Source organism: Variovorax sp. OK212, from assembly GCF_900112425.1.
Taxonomy (GTDB): domain Bacteria; phylum Pseudomonadota; class Gammaproteobacteria; order Burkholderiales; family Burkholderiaceae_C; genus Variovorax.
On record NZ_FOLP01000005.1, the window covers coordinates 282,442 to 300,918 of the forward strand.

General features: G+C 68.2%; 18 protein-coding genes. 5 read left to right on the forward strand and 13 right to left on the reverse strand.

All coding sequences use genetic code 11. The features are described 5' to 3' along the window. Positions 1-55 precede the first annotated feature (55 nt). Complete coding sequence (locus BM004_RS17895; protein WP_093215447.1) at positions 56-1,618, forward strand: M48 family metalloprotease; 1,563 nt, start codon at positions 56-58, stop codon at positions 1,616-1,618. Positions 1,619-1,633: 15 nt separating this feature from the next. Here the strand turns inward: BM004_RS17895 and BM004_RS17900 are convergent, their stop codons facing one another. The 3 genes from BM004_RS17900 to BM004_RS17910 all read right to left on the reverse strand — a co-directional run bounded on the left by BM004_RS17900 (position 1,634) and on the right by BM004_RS17910 (position 3,391). Further along, the gene (locus BM004_RS17900) at positions 1,634-1,987 is read right to left on the reverse strand and encodes a phage holin family protein (protein ID WP_093129005.1); all 354 of its coding nucleotides are present in this window, start codon (positions 1,985-1,987) and stop codon (positions 1,634-1,636) included. Positions 1,988-2,107: 120 nt separating this feature from the next. After that, positions 2,108-2,572, reverse strand: coding sequence for a hypothetical protein (locus BM004_RS17905; RefSeq protein WP_093129006.1), 465 nt, complete (start codon positions 2,570-2,572; stop codon positions 2,108-2,110). Positions 2,573-2,644: 72 nt separating this feature from the next. After that, positions 2,645-3,391, reverse strand: coding sequence for a TerC family protein (locus BM004_RS17910; protein WP_093129007.1), 747 nt, complete (start codon positions 3,389-3,391; stop codon positions 2,645-2,647). A gap of 489 nt (positions 3,392-3,880) precedes the next feature. On the opposite strand from BM004_RS17910, the gene BM004_RS17915 reads away from it, so the two are divergent. Both BM004_RS17915 and BM004_RS17920 read left to right on the forward strand, forming a co-directional pair. Next, positions 3,881-4,366: a DUF3717 domain-containing protein gene (locus BM004_RS17915; RefSeq protein WP_093215450.1), complete on the forward strand. Its 486-nt coding sequence runs from the start codon at positions 3,881-3,883 to the stop codon at positions 4,364-4,366. Between the two features lie 2 nt (positions 4,367-4,368). Then, positions 4,369-4,674 (forward strand): putative signal transducing protein, encoded by a 306-nt coding sequence (locus tag BM004_RS17920; protein ID WP_093129009.1) that lies wholly within the window; start codon positions 4,369-4,371, stop codon positions 4,672-4,674. Between the two features lie 10 nt (positions 4,675-4,684). On the opposite strand, the gene BM004_RS17925 is transcribed toward BM004_RS17920, so the two are convergent. From BM004_RS17925 to purB, 4 genes are all read right to left on the reverse strand, one after another. After that, positions 4,685-5,245, reverse strand: a complete 561-nt coding sequence (locus BM004_RS17925; protein ID WP_093215453.1) for a YaeQ family protein — start codon at positions 5,243-5,245, stop codon at positions 4,685-4,687. 56 nt (positions 5,246-5,301) lie between these two features. Further along, entirely contained in the window at positions 5,302-7,440 is a 2,139-nt protein-coding gene (locus BM004_RS17930; protein ID WP_371269812.1) for a TonB-dependent receptor family protein, read from the reverse strand. A gap of 60 nt (positions 7,441-7,500) precedes the next feature. Beyond that, positions 7,501-8,649 (reverse strand): PepSY-associated TM helix domain-containing protein, encoded by a 1,149-nt coding sequence (locus tag BM004_RS17935; protein ID WP_093215729.1) that lies wholly within the window; start codon positions 8,647-8,649, stop codon positions 7,501-7,503. A gap of 130 nt (positions 8,650-8,779) precedes the next feature. Then, a complete protein-coding gene (purB, locus tag BM004_RS17940) occupies positions 8,780-10,159 on the reverse strand; it encodes an adenylosuccinate lyase (RefSeq protein ID WP_093215456.1) in 1,380 nt (459 codons plus the stop codon). Positions 10,160-10,291: 132 nt separating this feature from the next. Here purB and BM004_RS17945 point away from each other — a divergent pair, with 132 nt between their 5' ends. Next, positions 10,292-10,903: a glutathione S-transferase N-terminal domain-containing protein gene (locus BM004_RS17945; RefSeq protein WP_093129013.1), complete on the forward strand. Its 612-nt coding sequence runs from the start codon at positions 10,292-10,294 to the stop codon at positions 10,901-10,903. Positions 10,904-10,960: 57 nt separating this feature from the next. On the opposite strand, the gene BM004_RS17950 is transcribed toward BM004_RS17945, so the two are convergent. The 6 genes from BM004_RS17950 to BM004_RS17975 all read right to left on the reverse strand — a co-directional run bounded on the left by BM004_RS17950 (position 10,961) and on the right by BM004_RS17975 (position 17,395). After that, on the reverse strand, positions 10,961-11,755 hold the full coding sequence (locus BM004_RS17950; protein ID WP_093215459.1) for an SDR family NAD(P)-dependent oxidoreductase: 795 nt from the start codon (positions 11,753-11,755) through the stop codon (positions 10,961-10,963). Continuing rightward, complete coding sequence (locus BM004_RS17955) at positions 11,752-13,098, reverse strand: MFS transporter (RefSeq protein WP_093215462.1); 1,347 nt, start codon at positions 13,096-13,098, stop codon at positions 11,752-11,754. Before BM004_RS17955 ends, BM004_RS17950 begins: the two co-directional genes overlap by 4 nt. Positions 13,099-13,123: 25 nt before the next feature. Continuing rightward, entirely contained in the window at positions 13,124-14,338 is a 1,215-nt protein-coding gene (locus BM004_RS17960) for an SAM-dependent methyltransferase (protein ID WP_093129016.1), read from the reverse strand. Next, positions 14,335-15,120, reverse strand: coding sequence for a DUF1365 domain-containing protein (locus tag BM004_RS17965; protein ID WP_256219938.1), 786 nt, complete (start codon positions 15,118-15,120; stop codon positions 14,335-14,337). Before BM004_RS17965 ends, BM004_RS17960 begins: the two co-directional genes overlap by 4 nt. Positions 15,121-15,131: 11 nt before the next feature. Continuing rightward, positions 15,132-16,487: an NAD(P)/FAD-dependent oxidoreductase gene (locus tag BM004_RS17970; protein WP_093215467.1), complete on the reverse strand. Its 1,356-nt coding sequence runs from the start codon at positions 16,485-16,487 to the stop codon at positions 15,132-15,134. Between the two features lie 293 nt (positions 16,488-16,780). Next, complete coding sequence (locus tag BM004_RS17975) at positions 16,781-17,395, reverse strand: glutathione peroxidase (RefSeq protein ID WP_093129019.1); 615 nt, start codon at positions 17,393-17,395, stop codon at positions 16,781-16,783. A gap of 129 nt (positions 17,396-17,524) precedes the next feature. Between BM004_RS17975 and BM004_RS17980 the strand changes: the two genes are divergently transcribed. Then, positions 17,525-18,382, forward strand: coding sequence for a ferritin family protein (locus tag BM004_RS17980; protein ID WP_093129020.1), 858 nt, complete (start codon positions 17,525-17,527; stop codon positions 18,380-18,382). Positions 18,383-18,477: the final 95 nt, after the last annotated feature.

Genomic DNA, 18,477 nt, shown 5'->3' on the forward strand with positions numbered 1-18,477 from the left:
GGGTGAACGATCGGGTGTGAAGAGGCATCATACGAGCCCGAGCCACTGACGAGGAATGCCGCGCTTGACTCCACAACGCCCCCGAAAAAGCCAGCTGACGCCCACCCTTCGTTCGCTGTACGCTACTTTTTTGATAGCTTCGCAGCTCCTGTTGCCAACGCCCGCGCTGGCGCAGATGCAGGTGCTCCCCGGCATGGGCGACGGCGGCGAGATGACGGCCAGTGCGGAACGCCATCTCGGTGACCAGATCGCCCGCGAGCTGTACCGCGACACGGACTACATCGACGACCCGGTGATCGCCGCCTATGTGCAGGAGATCTGGCAGCGCCTGCTGGCGGCGGCGCGCACCCGCGGCGAACTCACGCCCGAGCTCGACGAACGCTTCGCCTGGACGATCCTGCTGGGCCGCGACCGCAACATCAACGCCTTCGCGCTGCCTGGCGGCTACCTGGGGCTGAACCTCGGCCTGGTGGCCGCGGTGGGCAGCCGCGACGAGCTGGCGACGGTGCTCGGGCACGAGCTGTCGCACGTCACGCAGCGCCACATCGCGCGCATCATGGACAAGCAGGGCAAGCAGATGCCGCTGATGATCGCGGGCCTGATCCTCGGGATGATCGCCGCTGGCAAGAGCCGCAGCGGCGACGCCGGCCAGGCGGTGATCATGGGCAGCCAGGCGCTCTTCGCGCAGAACCAGCTGAACTTCTCGCGCGACATGGAGCGCGAGGCCGACCGCATCGGCTTCGGCGTGATGACGCAGGCCGGCTTCGCCCCGCAGGGCGCGGCCGCGATGTTCGAGAAGCTGCAGTACGCCTCGCGCCTGAACGACAACGGCTCCTTCCCCTACCTGCGCAGCCACCCGCTGACCACCGAGCGCATCTCCGACATGCAGGGCCGCTTCCAGTTCCGCATGGACACCACGCCGCCGCTGCCGCTGGCGATGGACCACGCCATGATCGCCTCGCGCGCCCGCGTGCTGACGCGGCCCGGCGTCGACGTGCTGCGGGTGTGGGTCGATGCGGCCTCCAGCGGCGAGTTCGCCAAGAGCACGCCCGCCCAGCAGGCCGGCACGCTCTACGCGGCGGCGCTGTCGGCCAGGGAGATGCGCGACTACAAGACGGCGCGCGCGATGGTCGAGCGCCTGCTTGCGCGCACGGCGGAGAACCCGGCCGCGGCGAAGCAGGCGCGCTGGCTCGGCGCGGAGATCGAACTCGCCGCGGGCGCCGCGCCCAAGGCGGCCGCGCTGCTCGACGCCAAGTCGAAAGAGCGCCCCGAGATGCTGCTGTCCGCCGAAGCCGCCACGGCCATGCGCCAACCGGCGCCGATGATCCCGGTGCTGCGCGATTGGGTGGCCGCGAATCCGCGCGACGCGACGGTGTGGCACGCGCTGGGCAACCTGTACGGCGCCGAGAACGACACGCTGCGCGCGGTGCGTGCCGATGCCGAGGCGAACGTCGCGATCCTCGACTACCCCGCCGCGCGCGACCGCTTCAAGGCCGCGCAGGAAATCATCCGGCAGTCGAAGGTGGTCGATCACTACGAGGCGTCGATCGTCGACACCCGCGCGCGCGCCGTGGAAGTGCTGGTGAAGGAGCAGGCGGCGGAGCCGCCGCTGAAGTAGCCGCCGGGCGCGCGCTCAGCGCTTGGACAGCAGTCCGCCCAGCGCGGACTCGATCACCAGTCCCAGCAGCGAGTACAGCAGCGAGCCGAGCAGCGCGGCCATGAAGCCGTTGACGTGGAAGCCGCCGAGCAGGCCCGACGCGGCCCAGAACAGCAGTGCGTTGATCACGAACAGGAACAGCCCGAGCGTGACGATGGTGACGGGCAGCGTCAGCACCACCAGCACCGGCCGCACGATCATGTTGAGCAGGCCGATGACCGCGGCCGCGATCAGCGCGGAGCCGAAGCTGTTGACCTGGACGCCGCTGTAGAGATAGGCCACCGCCAGCAGCGCGACGGCGCTGAGCAGCCATTTGAGGATGATGCGCATGCGGCTCAGGATACCGCAGGGCTCCCAAAACAACGAGCCCCGGCGTGTTGCCACGCCGGGGCTCGTCGAGACGGGGTTTCCTGTCTCAGGCGGGTCGCTGCGCTCACGCGCAGCACAACATCACTCCGCCAGCTCGTTCGCCATGACCAGCAGCGCGCCCATGCCCATCACGGCACCGGGAAAGGCCCAGCCCGACTGGTGGGCGGGCTTCTGGTCGGGCGTGACGGGTTCGAGGTCGACACCGATCTTCGGGCGGCGCGCATCGACCACGTGCGCTGCGGCGTGCTCGCGCTTGAGCTGCGCCGTGAGTTCGGCGAGCGGGCCCTTGGCCAGCACCGGGGTGACCTCGCCGCCGTTGCGTTCCAGCAGCGGCAGCATCTGCGCCTGCACCTTGCTGAACCACTTGGCGCGCCAGTTCTCGCGCGCGCTGTGGCTCACCCACTTGCTGATGCGATGCGTCATGCGAGGCGCACAGCACACGAGCACCCAATGGCGCGCCACCACGCTGTTCGCGTCGGGCGCAAGTTCGGCGAACTGCTCGCTGGCGTACACGGCGTCGTCGACGTAAAGAATGATCTTTTCCATGGTGTGCTCCTTCGGATAGTTAGAGTGACAGAGACTGCGCGGGACAGGAAGTTTCCGGGGTGCGACGCCGGCTCAGCCGGTCGTCACCGCCGTTTCGGGCTTGTTGCGGGCGTTGCGTGCGGCCACCCACTTGCCCAGGGCCAGCACCAGCAGTGCACCGGCGATACCGGCGCCGTACTTGATCACGTCGGTCTGCGGCACCTTCGGCACCCAGGTCCAGGCAGCGGCGTTGGCCAGTGCCGGGTCAGACACGGCCATCGTGCCGGCGATCCAGCCGAGCAGCATGCCGCCCAGCGTGATGATCATCGGGAACTTGTCCATCAGCTTGATCACCAGCTGGCTACCCCACACGATGATCGGGATGCTCACGAGCAGGCCGAAGATCACGAGCGGCATCTGGTGGCCTTCGCCTGCGCCTTGCGCAGCGCCGGCAATGGCGATGACGTTGTCCACGCTCATCACGAGGTCGGCAATGATCACGGTCTTGACGGCGCCCCACAGCTTGTCGCTGCCGGTGATGTTGCCGTGCGCGTCGTCATGCTCGGGGGCCAGCAGCTTCACGCCGATCCACACCAGCAGGATGGCGCCGACCAGCTTCAGGAACGGAATGGCCAGCAGCGTGAGCGCGAAGAAGATCAGGATGACGCGCAGGATGATGGCGCCGGCGGTGCCCCAAAGAATGCCCTTGGTGCGTTGTGCGGGCGGCAGCTTGCGGCAGGCCAGTGCGATGACGACGGCGTTGTCGCCACCGAGCAGGATGTCGATCATGATGATCTGACCGACAGCGACCCAGAACTCCGGGGTCATGAACAGTTCCATAGATTCCTCTTTGTCTTCGCGCCCCTGCCTCGCCCATTCAGGGGTGACGACGGAAGGCGCATACCGATGCGTTTCGATTCATCCCATGCGGGAGGGTCGAAAGCGAGGAATGAAGGCCGGGATGACACCGGGGACTCGCGAACGCTTCGACCAAACCTGCACAGGTTCAAATCGAAGGTCTCGCTCGACAGCGCCCGCGCAGGTGCGCATGCGTTGTCCGACAGGCCGGAAGTGTTTTGCTTCGTATTGACGACCTGACGATTCGCGCTGCCGTGGACAGCGGTCGGGAGCTACTCCCCTTCGTGGGCGGAATTAGAGCATCGAAGCCCGCGCAGGCGCAATCTAAAGTTTTCAGGGTCTTGAAGAGAACGCTCTGGAAACGCTGATGAACAGTGCGTGTGGCGCTCTTGTTTTAATAGCAATCTTGTCCCTTCGGCGCTTCGGGACATTGCCGGACTATGATCGCCGTCCGCTGTTTTTTCACGTTCCATGGCCGCCATACACATCACCGACATCGAGGCCGCCATCAACCACTGGCGCGAGAAGACGCCTTCGCCCGACGGCGTCACGCTCGGCCCCGAATTGCGCGCGCTGGCCGAGGTCTACGCGCTCATGGTCTTCCACCACGAGGACGAGGTCGACGAGGTCGGCTTTCCCCCCAAGGCGTGGGCCGCCTGGATGGCCTGGTACGAGAGCACGCCCGACACGCCGTGCATCGCGATCTGCTCCACCAGCCAGGGCGACGACGAATGCAAGGGCTGCGGCCGCAGCTTCGACGAGGTGCAGTTGTGGCCCGCCATGACGCCGGTCGAAAAGCGCGTCACGTGGCGCCGCATCACGATGGAAGACACGGCCTGGCGCTTCAACCGCTATGCCGAACGGGCCCGCGAGGCCCGCGAAGAAGATGCGCCCGTGCCAGCTGCCGAGCCGGAGCCCGAGTTCGACCCCGACGACGAAAAGAACGGGGCACCCTGACCATGCGCCGCCTTGCGCAAGCGCCCAACCTCGCCATCGCGACCGTGTGGGCGCACGCGCTTCGCGAGGAGGGCGTGGCCGCCACGGTGCAGCGCGAGTTCCTCGGCGCGGTCATGGGCCAGTTGCCGCCCGACCAGTGCCTGCCCGAGATCTGGATCGACGACGAGAGCCAGTACGAGTTGGCCAAGCAGTTGCTGCACGAGTTGCAGCACCGCCCGCAGCGCAACTGGCTGTGCGTGTGCGGCGAGCAGGTCGAAGGCGGCTTCGAGCAGTGCTGGCAGTGCGGCGAAATGATGCCGGCCGCCTGACGGCCCGGGCTTACTTCCAGCGCAGCAGCTCGACGTCGATGCTGTTCGTGCCGTCGCCCAGCGTCAACGTGTTTTCCTGGATCGTCGCCTGCAGCTGCATGCTGCGCTGCGCGAGCGCGGCCAGCGCCTGCGAGGCGCTGGTCGGCACGCGGTAGACCTTGAGGTTCTGCGGCCGCGTGAGCTTGTTCTCGATGCCGCGCCACCAGATCTCGGCCGCGTGGTTGAAGCAGTAGACGATCACCTCGTCCGCCTTGCCGCAGGCCTTGATGATGGGCTTGTCTTCGGGTTGGCCGACTTCGATCCAGATCTTCACTTCGCCCGTGAAGTCGCGCAGCCAGACGTCGGGCTCGTCCACGTTGGACAGGCCCGCGCCGAAGGCCAGCGTGCCGTCGCCCTGGCAGACGTCCTGCAGCTGGTGTGCATTGAGCGCGAGCGCCACGAGCCGGATCATCATCCGTTCGTCGGTCTCGCTGGGGTGGCGCGCCAGGGTCAGCGCATGGTCGGCGTAGTAGCCGTGGTCGATGTCGGCCACCGCGAGGGTGGCCTTGAAGATGGTGGATTTGAGGGCCATGGGTGCGCGAGTTTAGGCCCGATGCCCACTCGCGCCCATTCGCGAGCCCTCTGGGGTCAGAACGCCACCGACGCCTGCAGGTACACCGTGCGCGGCTGGCCCACGTACTTGCCGCCGTTGTTGTCCACCGAGCGGTTGAAGTAGCGGCGGTCGAACAGGTTCTTCACGCCCACGGCCACCTTCAGGTTGCTCATGTTCTTGCCGAAGTCGTACGCCGCGCGCAGGTTCATCGTCGCGTAGCCCGGCACGTTGCCCAGGCGACCGGTCGAGTCTTCGATCGTCACGTACGTCGCGCCGTCGTCCGGCGAACCCGGCGAGCGCTGCTTCGACTGCGCGTACACGTCGGCATTGAAGGTCCACGGGCCGCGCTCGTAGCGCGCGCCCAGCGTGGCCACCTGGCGCGAGTAGAACGGCAGGTCGCGCCCGGCGAAGGCGCCGGCCTTCGAGGTGGCCTGCGTGTACGTGTAGGTTCCGGAGACCGACAGGCCCTTGAGCGACGGACTCAGGTCGGCCAGGTCGTAGCGCAGCGCCGACTCCAGCCCGCGGTGGCGCGTGGCGCCCAGGTCGGTCCACTGGCCCACGTCGCCGGTGATGGAGCGCGCCAGCTGCAGCTCCTTGTCGAAGTTGATGTTGAACAGCGTCAGCTCGCCGCTCCAGGCCTCGCCCTTGTAGTGCGTGCCGATCTCGTAGGTCTTCGCCTTCTCGGGGTGCAGGCTGGTGGTGGACTGCGCGAGCTGGGCGTACTGCTGCGGGCCGAACGACACGCCGGCATTCGCGAACAGCGACCAGCGCTCGCTCATGCGGTAGAGCACCGACAGCGTCGGCAGCACCTCGTTGGAGTCGATCTTCGGGTAGATCGCATTGGTGATGCGGTTGTTCGCCACGGTGAACACGTCGTTGTGCGAGCGGAAGGATTCGTAGCGCACGCCGGGCGTGACCGTCCAGTTGCCGAAGTCGATCCGGTCGTCGATGTAGACGGCGTGCGCCACCGTGCCGCCCTTGCTGGTCTGGTACGGGGCCTGGGTGCGGGTGTAGGCGTTCTCGGCAGGCGACGGCGTGTAGTAGCCGGTGCGCGCCGCCACCTCGGAGGCTTCTTCCCGGAGGTAGCGCAGGCCCACGCTGACTTCCTGCACCACGCTGCCCGAATCGAACAGGCGCGAGTAGCGGGGCTCCACGGCAAAGGTCTTGTAGTTGCGCGGCGCGGTGGTCAGGCGGCGCTTGCCGGCGCTGGTGCCGGTGCCTTCCTGCTCGAGGTAGCTGCTGCGGTACGAGTCCGTGTAGTAGCTCAGCATCTCGAACTTGTTCACGCCGTCGTTGTGCGTGTACTTGAGCGAGCCGTCGGTGCGGCGGCCCGTGAACTCGTCGAAGGGGCGGTCCGACTGGAACGGTTTGGCCGCGAACTGCGCCGTCGTCAGGCCGCCGGGCATGGTGCCCTTGCCTTCGAAGTGATGCAGCGTGATCGCGACGTCGTCGGTCTTCGAGATGCGGTAGGCGCCCTTGAGCATCAGGTCGTCGATGCTGGTGTGGTCGTTGCTCTGCCGGAAGCCGTCGCCGTGCGTGCCCGAGTACAGCAGCGCGAGGCCCAGCCCGTTCTCGCTGGTGCCGCCGATGAACAGGTTGGGCGTGGTCTTGAGGCCGCCGCCATGGCTGGCGCTTTCGACGCCCACGCTGGCTTCGGCCGCAAATTGCCTGGGGATCGCGCGCGACACGAAGTTGATGATGCCGCCCACGTTCTGGGGGCCGTAGCGCACCGAGCCCGCGCCGCGTACCACGTCGACCGCCTCGAGGTTGCCCAGCGACAGCGGCGCCAGCGACAGCTGCGGCTGGCCGTAGGGCGCGTACGCCAGCGGCACGCCGTCCAGCAGGATGGTCGAGCGCGGCGACAGGCGTGAGGTCAGGCCCCGCACGCCCACGTTCAGCGAGATGTCGCTGCCGCCGGTGCCGTTGCTCTCTTGCACCTGCACGCCGGGCACCTGGCGCAGCACGTCGCGCACGCTGGACGTGCCGCTTTCCTGGATCTGCTTGCGCTCGATGATGGTCCGCGCGCCGGCGTGCTCGAGCACCTTGGTTTCGCTGGGGCTGCCGAGCCAGTCGCCGGTGACGGTGATGGCCTCGAGCGATTTCGATGGGTCGGCCGCGGGCTGCGCCTCGGCGGCGAAGCCCTGCAGGCTCAGGGGAAGCAGCGCCAGGGCCAAGGCCGTGCGCCGGTGTCGGTGTCGGTGTCGGTGTTTGTGCGAGATCAAGGAAACCCTCTTTTATGTTGTCGAGCGAATGTGTCGTCGTGTCTGCGCGCGCCGCCGCTCGGCGCGCCGGCGCCACCAGAGCCACACGCCGCTCAGGCCCAGCCCGCCCAGCGCCAGCCCCAGCACCACGGTGAGCGCCTGGTGCAGCAGGCCGCCCAGCACGCCGGTGTGCAGCGGATAGATCACCGCCACCGCGCCGGTGCCGGTGTCGAGGTCCTGCCACTTGCGCGCGGCGAGCACCTCGCCGGTCACCGGGTTGAGCCACACCGAGCCGATGCCGTTCGGGTGCGGGTCGTCGGCGAGCCGGAAGCGCACGCGCATCGGCCGGCCGGCCTTGCCGGGCACCTGGATGTAGCCGATGGGCTGGCCCGGGTAGGCTTGCTGCGCGCGGGCCACGAGGTCGTCCAGCGGCAGGCGCGGGCCGGTGGCGGCGCCCTTGGCGATCGCCGGCGGCTTCACCGGCTGCTGCCCGGCCACGCCGGAGATGAAATTGCCCAGCGGCCGCCACGCCATGTAGGCGCCCGTGGCCACCGGCACCGCAATCAGCAGCCCGAGCACCGCGCCGCCCGTGCGGTGCAGGTCGAACAGCCCGCGCTGCAGCCCGCGGTCGAGCACGATGCGCAGCGACGGCGGCCAGCGCGCCGGCCACCACAGCACCACGCCCGTGACCAGCAGGAGCAGGTAGGCCAGCGCCACGAAGGCCAGGATGCCCTTGCCCGTGCCGTCCAGCAGCAGGCTGCTGTGCAGCTCGAAGAGCAGGTTGTAGGCGTCCTCGTGCGTGCCGCGCCGGCCCTGCTCCGCGCCGGTGGCGGGGTCGAGGTACAGCGTGCCCTCCCACTTGCCGCGCACCAGCACCCAGAGCGTGTCGGTGGGCTGGCGCGGCGGGCGCAGCGTGAAATTGGCGTCGGGGCCGAACTCTGCGGCCAGCCGCTGGCGCAGCGGCTCCAGCAGCGGTGCCGGCCGTGTGGCCGCGGCGCCCTTACCCGCGCAGCCGTTACCCGCGGAACGGGCGACGAAGAGGTCTTCGTGCGTGTAGCGGTCGAGCGGCAACGCCACCACCAGCACCGCGCCAAGCAGTGCCGTGAGGGCGAGGACCGGGCCGAGCGTGAGGCCGGTCCAGCGGTGAATCCTGAGCCAGAAGCGTCTCGAAGGCGCGCGCATGACCAACTAAGGGACGGCGAGTCCCTGGGGCGTGTTGCTGGCTGGCGCCCGCGCGGGCGTTGGCTGGAAAGGTGTGCGGCCGACGTGAAACAGCCGCCCTCAGGCGGCTGGTGTATCGGTACACGAAGCCTTAAATTCTACTGGCGAGTTCCGCGGCCTTGCCCACGTAGCTGGCCGGCGTCATGGCCAGGAGGCGGGCTTTTTCCTCGTCCGGGATCTCCAGCGAGCGGATCAGCCCGTGCAGCGCCTCGGCCGTCACGGTCTTGCCGCGCGTCACTTCCTTGAGCTGTTCGTAGGCGCCCTGCACGCCGAAACGGCGCATCACGGTCTGGATCGGCTCGGCCAGCACTTCCCACGAGGCGTCGAGGTCTTCGGCCAGCGCTTCCTCGTTGAGTTCCAGCTTGCCCAGGCCGGTGGCCAGGCTCGCATAGGCCAGCGCGGCGTAGCCGAAGGCCACGCCGATGTTGCGCAGCACCGTGCTGTCGGTCAGGTCGCGCTGCCAGCGGCTGATGGGCAGCTTCTCGCTCAGGTGGCGCAGCACCGCGTTGGCCAGGCCCAGGTTGCCTTCGGCGTTCTCGAAGTCGATCGGGTTGACCTTGTGCGGCATCGTCGAGGAGCCGATCTCGCCCTTCTTCAGGCGCTGCTTGAAGTAGCCCAGGCTCACGTAGCCCCAGATGTCGCGCGAGAAGTCGACCAGGATCGTGTTGGCGCGGGCCACCGCGTCGAACAGCTCGGCCATGTAGTCGTGCGGCTCGATCTGGATGCTGTACGGCTGGAAGCTCAGGCCCAGGCCCAGCGGCGCGGGCGTCTCGATCACCTTCTTGCTGAAGGCTTCCCAGTCGAAGTCGGGCCAGGCGGCCAGGTGGGCGTTGTAGTTGCCGACCGCGCCGTTCATCTTGCCCAGCAGCTGCACCGAGGCGATCTGCGCGCGGGCCTTCGACAGGCGCACCGCCACGTTGGCGATTTCCTTGCCCACCGTGGTCGGGCTGGCGGTCTGGCCGTGCGTGCGCGAGAGCATCGACACGTTGGCGAACTGGTGCGCCATTTCGCGCAGCTTGGCGATCAGGCCGTCGATGGCCGGCAGCATCACCTTTTCGCGCGCGGCCTGGATCTGCAGGGCGTGGCTGGTGTTGTTGATGTCTTCGCTGGTGCAGGCGAAGTGCACGAACTCGGCGGCGGCCAGCAGCTCGGGCCGGGCTTCGAACTTGGACTTGATCCAGTACTCGACGGCCTTCACGTCGTGGTTGGTGGTCTTCTCGATCTCCTTGATGGCCAGTGCGTCGGCCTCGGAGAAGTGGGACACGAGGCCCATCAGGTACTTGCGGGCGCCGCCCGTGAGGGGCTTGAATTCGGCGAAGCCGCAGTCGGACAGCGCAATGAACCACGCCACCTCGACTTGCACGCGCCGGTGCATATAGCCCTGCTCGCTCATCAGCGGGCGAAGCGCCGCGAGTTTGGCCGCATAGCGGCCGTCAAGGGGGGAGAGGGCGGAAACGGTGGAAAAGCTCATGCCTCAATTTTAGGCGGCCGGCGGTCCGTGGGGCGGTACCGACACATTGGGTACTGTTTTGGGGCTCCGGTTTTCCCGTTCACCTAAAATGACTATTAACAAACGTAGCCATTGCTTAGGGAGAGAGCCTTCATGAAACTGATCGGATCCGCCGCCAGCCCGTATGTGCGCAAGGTGCGCGTGGTGCTGGCCGAAAAGCGGCTCGATTACCAGTTCGTGATCGAAGACGTCTGGTCTGCCGACACCACGATCTCCAGCTCGAACCCGCTCGGAAAAGTGCCTTGCCTGATCATGGAAGGCGGCGAGGCGATGTTCGACTCGCGCGTGATCGTCGAGTACCTCGACACCCTGTCGCCCGTCGGCAAGCTGATTCCGCAACAGGGCCGCGAGCGCGCCGAGGTCAAGACCTGGGAAGCGCTGGCCGACGGCGTCATGGACGCCGGCGTGCTCTGGCGCCTGGAAGCCACCTGGACCGGCCGCAACGACGGCGAGCGCAGCGCCGCCTGGATCGAGCGCCAGCGCGCCAAGGTGGAAGACGGCGTTGCCGCCATGGCCAAGGGCCTGGCCGACAAGCCCTTCTGCAGCGGCATCCACCTGAGCCTGTCGGACATCGCGGTGGGTTGCACGCTCGGCTGGCTGAACCTGCGCTTCCCCGAAATCGACTGGCGCGGCGACCACAGCAACCTGGCGAAGCTGTACGACAAGCTGATGCTTCGGCCCAGCTTCATCGATACGAAGCCGTGAAACCGTGAAGCCATGAAAAAAGCGCCGCAAGGCGCTTTTTTCATTTCAGGGCTCGGCTCAAAGCCCCGTGAACCGCGCCACCGCCGGAAAGTACAGCCGGTAGGGCAGCAGCCGCATCAGCTTCATCCAGAAGGTGAAGCGGCGCGGAAAGTGGATCTCGAAGTCGCCCCGGCGCCAGCCTTCGAGCATCGCCTCGGCCGCCTTGTCTGGCGTGATCAGCGCCGGCATCCTGAAATCGTTCTTCGCCGTGAGCGCCGTGTCGACGAAGCCCGGCTGCACCAGGCTCACGCCGATGCCGCGCGCGTGCAGGTCGACGTACAGCACCTCCGCCAGGTTGGTCAGCGCTGCCTTGGTCGGCCCGTAGGCCAGGCTCTTGGGCAGCCCGCGGAAGCCGGCCACGCTGCCCGTGATGGCAATGTGCCCCGCGCCGCGCGCCACGAAACCGGGCAGCACCATCGCCAGCACGTTGAGCGCGCCGACGTAGTTGACCTGCTGGTGCGCCAGCATCGTCTCGAGCGCGAAGGCGTCCGCGCGCAGCGCGTCGTAGGTGGCGGCGTTGTGCAGCACGAAGTCGACGGTGCCCGTGGCCGCGAGCAACCGTGCGTGCGCGGCGGCCACCGCGGCGGCGTCGCGCACGTCCAGCGGCAGCACGATCACGCGCGGCGGCTGGCCGGCCTCGTTGTGCGGCGCCGCCAGTTCCTCGAGCGCCTCGCCGTTGCGCGCCGACACCGCCACCCGCGCGCCGCGTGCCAGCAGCGCCAGCGCCGTGGCGCGGCCGATGCCCGAGGAAGCGCCGACGATCCACGCCGTCTTGCCGTGCCAGTCGGTCAGCGGCGGATTGAGTGGTTTCAAGGAGAGACTTTCGGAATCGGCAACGGCGCGGCAGCAGCCGACGCAGCGGCAGCCGCGGGCCGGATCACCAGCGCCCACAGCGCCAGCCCCGCCGCCACCTTGAGCACGCAGGGCAGCAGGCAGTAGGCCAGCGAGAGCGCCTGCAGCGCGGTGCCGTCGCGCGCGCCGGGCGCGTAGCCCGCCAGCCCGAGCAGCGGCAGCGCCAGGCCTGCGGCCAGCGCGAGGTTGAGCTTGGTCGCGAAGTTCCACCAGCCGAAGTAGGCGCCGGCGTGCGGCTGGTCGCCGGCCTCGGCGATGAGACCGGCCAGCAGCGCGCCCGGCAGCACCAGGTCGGAGCCGATGGCAAAACCGGAGAGCGCGCAAACGATGAGAAACGGCACCGCGTCGCCCGCGCCCATGGCGCCGGCCCAGGCGAACACCGCCACCGACATGCACATGCCGCCCAGCCAGCACCGCGCCAGCCCGAAGCGCCGCACGAGCCGCAGCCAGGCCGGAATCGACGCCGCCGCCATCACGAAGTAGAGCCCGAGGAAGGCCGGCTCCAGCGAGGCCGGCGCCTGGAGCCGGTCTTGCACGAAGAACAGCACCAGCGTGGCCGGCACCGCGCTCGCGATGCCGTTGAGCACGAACACCGCCAGCAGCCGGCGGAACGCGGGGCGGCGCAGCGGCAGGCGCAGGTCGACCGGCGCGTGGAGGGCCTTGTCGTCGCGCGCCGGGCGCGGCGCGCGCGTCCACAGCAGCCAGCCGACGGCCAGCAGCACGCCGAACACCGCGACCATCGCGGGCAGCCCCGCCACCGTCGGAATGACCGAGGCCAGCACCACGCCCACCAGCCCCATGCCTTCGCGCCAGCCGACGATGCGCCCGCGCTGCAGCGCGTCGCCGCCGAGCATGGCGCCCCACGACTGGTGCGCGATGCTCAGCATGCTGTAGCCCGCGTAGGTCAGCGCCAGCAGCACGGCTGCCGCCGCCAGCAGCGCGCCGTGGTGCACAGGGTCGACCAGCAGCTGCGGAAAGAACAGCAAGGCGAACCCGAGCAGCAGCAAGCCTGCCGCCACGGCACCGGCGCCCAACACCGCCCGCGGCGAGCGCGCATGCAGCCGGTCGCTGAGCCGCCCGAGCAGCGGGTCGGTCAGCGCATCGAGCAGCCGCGCGCCGAGCAGCACCGCGCCCAGCGTGGCCAGCGGCACGCCGAAGGCGCGCGCGTAGTGGTTGGGCAGCAGCACGTACAGCGGCAGCGCGACGAACGCGAGCGGCAGCCCGAGCAGCCCGTAGCGCAGGCCGTCGAGGGTTCCGAAGGAAGGCGCGGGCGGGGCGGAGGACGCGGAGGGGGAAGACGGCACGGAAGGCACGGAAGACCGCGCGTTTCTAGCGCTTGCGCAGCGTGTACTGCACCACGTCGATGTTGGCCTGCGAGAACGCCGCCTCGCAGTAGGCCAGGTAGAACTCCCAGATGCGCATGAAGCGCTCGTCGAAGCCCTGCTGCAGGATGTGGCCGCGCTGCGCCAGGAAGCTCTCGCGCCAGCGGCGCAGCGTCTCCGCGTAGTCGGTGCCGAAGGCGAACTCGTCCACCACCTCCAGCCCCGCGGCCTCGGCCTCGCGGCGGAACTCGCGCGGGCACGGCAGGCAGCCGCCCGGGAAGATGTACTGCTGGATGAAGTCGGTCGAGTCGATGTAGCGGTCGAACAGCTGGTCGTCGATCACGATGCTCTGCACGCAGGCGCGCCCGCCCGGCTTGAGCAGCCGGCTCACGCTCTGGAAGTAGGTCGGCCAGTATTCGCGGCCCACTGCTTCCACCATCTCGATGGAGCAGATGGCGTCGAAGGGCGCGTCGGCGATGTCGCGGTAGTCCTGCAGGCGCAGGTCGGTGCCCATGCCGGCGGTGCGTTGCCGGGCGAAGGCGAGCTGCTCGGTCGACAGCGTCACGCCGGTCACCGAGGCGCCGAAGTCGGTGGCGGCCATCTCGGCCAGCGCGCCCCAGCCGCAGCCGATCTCCAGCACGCGGTCGCCGGGCTGCACGCCCGCCAGCTCGAGCGCGCGGCGCACCTTGGCACGCTGCGCCTCGGGCATCGGCCTGGACAGGTCGCCCTCGAACCAGGCCGACGAATAGTTCATCGTCTCGTCGAGCCAGAGCTTGTAGAAGGCATTGCCCAGGTCGTAGTGCGCGTGGATGTTGCGCGAGCTGCCGGCCTTGCTGTTGCGGTTCATCACGTGCCGCACGCGGTACAGCAGGCGGCCGAACCAGCTGCCGTACACCACGTCCTCGATGGCGCGGCGGTTGGCGATGAACACCTTCAGCAGCTCGGTGAGGTTGGGCGTGGTCCAGTCGCCGGCGATGTAGCTCTCGGCGAAGCCGATGTCGCCCGACTTGAGCGCGGCCTTGCAGGCGTTCCAGTTGCGCAGCGTGAGCGAGGCCGTCGGGCCGCTGCCCGGCGTGGCGCCGAAGTGGCGCACCGAGTCGTCGGGCAGGCGCACGGTGAGCGACCCGTAGGCCAGCCGCTGCAGCAGGCCGAGCACGGTGCGCGCGGCGCCGGGTGCGTCCTGCGGGAGCGAAAAGCGGGAGGCCGTGGTCGTAGAGGTCATGGATTCGCCTGCTGCTGGTTGTCGCGTGAAACGAAATGGGTGGGCGGCGCCGGCTTGGCGACGAAGGGCACGCGCTTGAGCCAGAGCCTGGCGGCCTGCCAGTGGATGCGCGCGATCAGCCCGAAGGTCATGGCGGGGTAGCGCCACAGGGCGCGCCGCACGCTGGCCGCGCTCATCGGCACGAGTTCGCCGCTCACGCTGGTCTGCAGCAGCGGGCCCTCGGCGTCGTCGTGGTCGATGCGCACCGCGGTGCGCGTGAGGTCGGCGTCGACGAAGAAGCGGAAGCGATAGCCGCCGGCGACTTCGCAGAACGGCGAGACGTGAAAGGCCTTGGTCGCCTTGAACTCGGCGCCGTACACGGGGCGATCGAGCAGGTAGCAGTGGCGTTCGCCGAAGGTGTTGTTCACCTCGACCACGATGGCGCGCAGCACGCCTTCGGGTGTGTGGCAGTACCAGAAGCTCACCGGCTTGAAGGTGTAGCCGAACACGCGCGGATAGCAGTGCAGCCAGGCCTCGCCGGTGGCGTCGTGGATCCGGTGGGCCGCCAGCAGCTCGTCGAGCCAGGCCAGCGCGCCGCCTCGTTCGCTCGCGCGGCCGTCGCCGTGGTCGACGTCGTGGAAGGACAGCGCGGCGCGGCGGTTGAGCGCCACCGCGTCGCTGCCGCGAGCCCGCAGCGCGCGCATCGGCAGCATCAGGAAGTAGGTCGGGTAGACGAAGGCGTTGCGCGCCGGGCGCAAGCGCGTGTGGCGCACCTCGCCAAAGCCCATCAGCGGGGTCGGCATCGGCGCCGGGGTCATACCAGCGCGCTCCCCATGGCGCCGAGCGGTGCGTCCTGGCCCGCCAGGCGCGCGCGCAGGCCCTTGGCCGCGGCCAGCCCGGCCTTCAGGCCGTCCTCGTGGAAGCCGTAGCCCATCCACGCGCCCGCGAACCAGGTGTTGTTGCGGCCTTGCAGCAGCGGCACCTCGCCTTGCGCGCGGATGGCGGCAAGGTCGAGCACCGGGTGGTCGTAGTCGTATTCGGCCATGACCTGACTACGCTGGATCTCGCGCACCGGATTCAACGACACGACGACCGGTTGCGCCCACGGCAGCGGCTGCAGCTTGTTGAGCAGGTAGTGCAGGCAGACGCGGCCGGCCTCGCGCTCGCCGGCGGGCGCGCGCTCGTAGTTCCATGCGGCCCAGGCCGATGGGCGCTGCGGCAGCACGGCGGCGTCGGTGTGGAGCACGGCATGGTTCGCCTGGTAGCGGATCGCGCCCAGCACGGCGGCCTCGGCCGGGCTGGCGTCGCCGAGCATGGCGAGCGACTGGTCGGAATGGGTGGCCAGCACCACGTGGTCGAAATGCTCGGTGCCGCCGTCGGTGGTCACGTGCACGTCGACGCCCGAGCGGCCGATGCGGCGCACGGGGGTGTTCAGGCGCAGGTTGGCGTGTCCGGCGGCCAGGCCGGCGACGATCTTCTCGACGTAGTTCCGCGAGCCGCCGCTCACCGTGCGCCATTGCGGCCGGTTGGCGATCTGGATCAGGCCGTGGTTGTGGCAGAAGCGGATCATGGTGGCGACCGGGAACGCCAGCATCTGCGTGGTCGAGCAGCTCCAGATGCAGCCCATCATGGGCAGGAAGTACCAGTCGCGAAAGGCCGTGCCGAAGCGGTGGGCGTCGAGGAACTCGCCCAGCGGCTGGGCCAGTTCGCCTTCGGTGCCGGCCTGGGCGATGCGCGTGGTCAGGCGGTTGAAGCGGATCAGGTCGCCGAGCATGCCGACGAAGCGGCCGTCGAACAGGTTGCGCCGCTGCGCGAACACGGTGCCCAGGTTGTTGCCGCTCCACTCGAGCGCGCCGCCGTCGTCGCGCGTGGCCTGCACCGAGAACGACATCTCGGACAGCGCCGTCTCGACGCCGAGCTCGGCGAAAAGGCGGATCAGGTTCGGGTAGGTGCGGTCGTTGTAGACCAGGAAGCCGGTGTCCACGCCGTGCGCCACGCGGGTGGGATCGGCGGCGGAGCGCGGGAGTTCGATCGTTGCCGTGTGGGCGTGACCACCGAAGTAGTCGCCGGCTTCGAAGAGGGTGACGGCGGCCACGTCGCGCAGCGCGTGCGCGGCGGCCAGCCCGGAGATGCCGGCGCCGATGACGGCGATGCGGGCGGAGTGCGTCACTGCACGCCCCCCGGCCGGCTGGAAGACAAAAATGCTGCGAGGCGCCCCGACGCGAAGGAGGGAGGGAGGGAGGAGGAGAAGAATCGCCTCGGGATTTCGACCGGACGGCAGGCGCCCGGAAGACCTCGCAACATGAAAACCGGTGGGCACTCACTGCCCACGCAAGTTAGGAGCGCGGCGCCCGCGGCACGGTTCCCGCCGGAGTAGTAAACGTTTGTTTCTCTGGGTTCACGATGGCTTGGACGCATCGGTAAATAATATTACCGATCCGTCTTTTTGTGAACTGCCCAGTCTTAATTTGGTCCGAGCTGCTTCTCGATGACGTTCACGAAGCCGTTTTCATCGGGCGCCGTCATGCTCGACCACGCCTGCACGACCTTGCCGTCGCGCCCGATCAGGTACTTGTAGAAGTTCCACTTGGGCGTGGTGCCCGAGGCCTGGGCGAGTTGCTTGAACAGCGGGTTCGCGTCGGAGCCGCGCACCGAGGTCTTGGCGAACATCGGGAATTTCACGCCGAAGGTGCTTTCGCAGAAGTCGGCAATTTCCTTGTTCGAGCCCGATTCCTGGGCGAAATCGTTCGACGGGAAGCCCAGCACCACGAGCCCGCGCGAGCGGTATTTCAGGTCCAGCGACTCCAGCCCCTTGTATTGCGGCGTGAAACCGCAGAAGCTGGCCGTATTGACCACCAGCACCACCTTGCCGGAGTACTGGCACAAAGACTGGGGTTTTTCATCCTGCAGCCGCGGGAAGGTGTGCTGGAGGATCACGGGGCACCCGGAAGCCTCTGCCGCAGCGGGCGCCGCGGGGGTGCTCTGGGCACTGGCCGGAAGGGCGGAAAACAGGCTCGCCACGAGGGAAACCGCCGGGGCACAGCGCCACAAGGTCGACAGTCGGGAGAGGGTTCGCATGGCGGACTCCAGGGTTCGAAAAGGGGGTGTGCATCCGTGTCGCCACGGCGCACGTATTCGCATCATCGCGCGTCTGTCATGGTCGCGCCAAACGGGCCGACTAAAATCGGCGGCCAAAGAAAGACATTGATGCTCTATCCGGAACTCTTCAGACAACTCGAATCCGTCCGCTGGGACATGGACAAGGACATTCCCTGGCAGTCGTTCGACGCTTCCTTGCTGTCGGAAGAGCAGGCGCAGACCATCAAGATGAATGCCATCACCGAGTGGGCGGCGTTGCCGGCCACCGAGATGTTCCTGCGCGACAACCGCCACGATAGCGATTTTTCCGCTTTCATGTCGATCTGGTTCTTCGAGGAGCAGAAGCACTCGCTGGTGCTCATGGAGTACCTGAAGCGCTTCAGCCCCAAGCACGCGCCCACCGAGGCCGAGCTGCACGAGGTGCGCTTCGACTTCGACCCGGCCCCGCCGCTGGAAACCCTCATGTTGCATTTCTGCGGCGAGATCCGCCTCAACCACTGGTACCGCCGCGCCGCCCAGTGGCACACCGAGCCGGTCATCAAGCACATCTACACCACGCTGAGCCAGGACGAAGCCCGCCACGGCGGCGCCTACCTGCGCTACATGAAGCGTGCGATGGAAAAGTTCGGCGACGAGGCGCGTGCCGCGTTCACCAAGGTCGGCGTCCTGATGGCCAGCGCCCGCCGCACGGCCCAGGCCCTGCACCCGACCAACCTGCACGTGAACAAGTCGCTGTTCCCCAACGACACCATCCAGAGCCGCATGCCCGACCCCGACTGGCTCGAGCACTGGCTCGACAAGCAGATCAAGTTCGACGCCGTCTGGGAAACCAAGGTGGGCGAGCGCATCCTGCACAACCTGAGCCTGCTGATGAACCGCAGCTTCAAGACCGTGCAGGAGCTCAACCGCTACCGCAAGGAAGTCGCGGCCACGCTCGGCCCCAAGGCTGAATACCAGGGCGCCTGAGTCCGTACGCGGAAACGCCAAAAAGAAGAATCGCCCCGCAACCCGGGGCGATTTTTTTTGGGGCTCGCGTCACAAACCTAAGATGCCAGCCGTCT

Coding starts and splice junctions, on each gene's coding strand:
- BM004_RS17895 (WP_093215447.1), top strand. CDS start 56: ATGCCGCGCTTGACTCCACAACGCCCCCGAAAAAGCCAGCTGACGCCC.
- BM004_RS17900 (WP_093129005.1), bottom strand. CDS start 1,987: ATGCGCATCATCCTCAAATGGCTGCTCAGCGCCGTCGCGCTGCTGGCG.
- BM004_RS17905 (WP_093129006.1), bottom strand. CDS start 2,572: ATGGAAAAGATCATTCTTTACGTCGACGACGCCGTGTACGCCAGCGAG.
- BM004_RS17910 (WP_093129007.1), bottom strand. CDS start 3,391: ATGGAACTGTTCATGACCCCGGAGTTCTGGGTCGCTGTCGGTCAGATC.
- BM004_RS17915 (WP_093215450.1), top strand. CDS start 3,881: ATGGCCGCCATACACATCACCGACATCGAGGCCGCCATCAACCACTGG.
- BM004_RS17920 (WP_093129009.1), top strand. CDS start 4,369: ATGCGCCGCCTTGCGCAAGCGCCCAACCTCGCCATCGCGACCGTGTGG.
- BM004_RS17925 (WP_093215453.1), bottom strand. CDS start 5,245: ATGGCCCTCAAATCCACCATCTTCAAGGCCACCCTCGCGGTGGCCGAC.
- BM004_RS17935 (WP_093215729.1), bottom strand. CDS start 8,649: ATGCGCGCGCCTTCGAGACGCTTCTGGCTCAGGATTCACCGCTGGACC.
- purB (WP_093215456.1), bottom strand. CDS start 10,159: ATGAGCTTTTCCACCGTTTCCGCCCTCTCCCCCCTTGACGGCCGCTAT.
- BM004_RS17945 (WP_093129013.1), top strand. CDS start 10,292: ATGAAACTGATCGGATCCGCCGCCAGCCCGTATGTGCGCAAGGTGCGC.
- BM004_RS17960 (WP_093129016.1), bottom strand. CDS start 14,338: ATGACCTCTACGACCACGGCCTCCCGCTTTTCGCTCCCGCAGGACGCA.
- BM004_RS17965 (WP_256219938.1), bottom strand. CDS start 15,120: ATGCCGACCCCGCTGATGGGCTTTGGCGAGGTGCGCCACACGCGCTTG.
- BM004_RS17975 (WP_093129019.1), bottom strand. CDS start 17,395: ATGCGAACCCTCTCCCGACTGTCGACCTTGTGGCGCTGTGCCCCGGCG.
- BM004_RS17980 (WP_093129020.1), top strand. CDS start 17,525: ATGCTCTATCCGGAACTCTTCAGACAACTCGAATCCGTCCGCTGGGAC.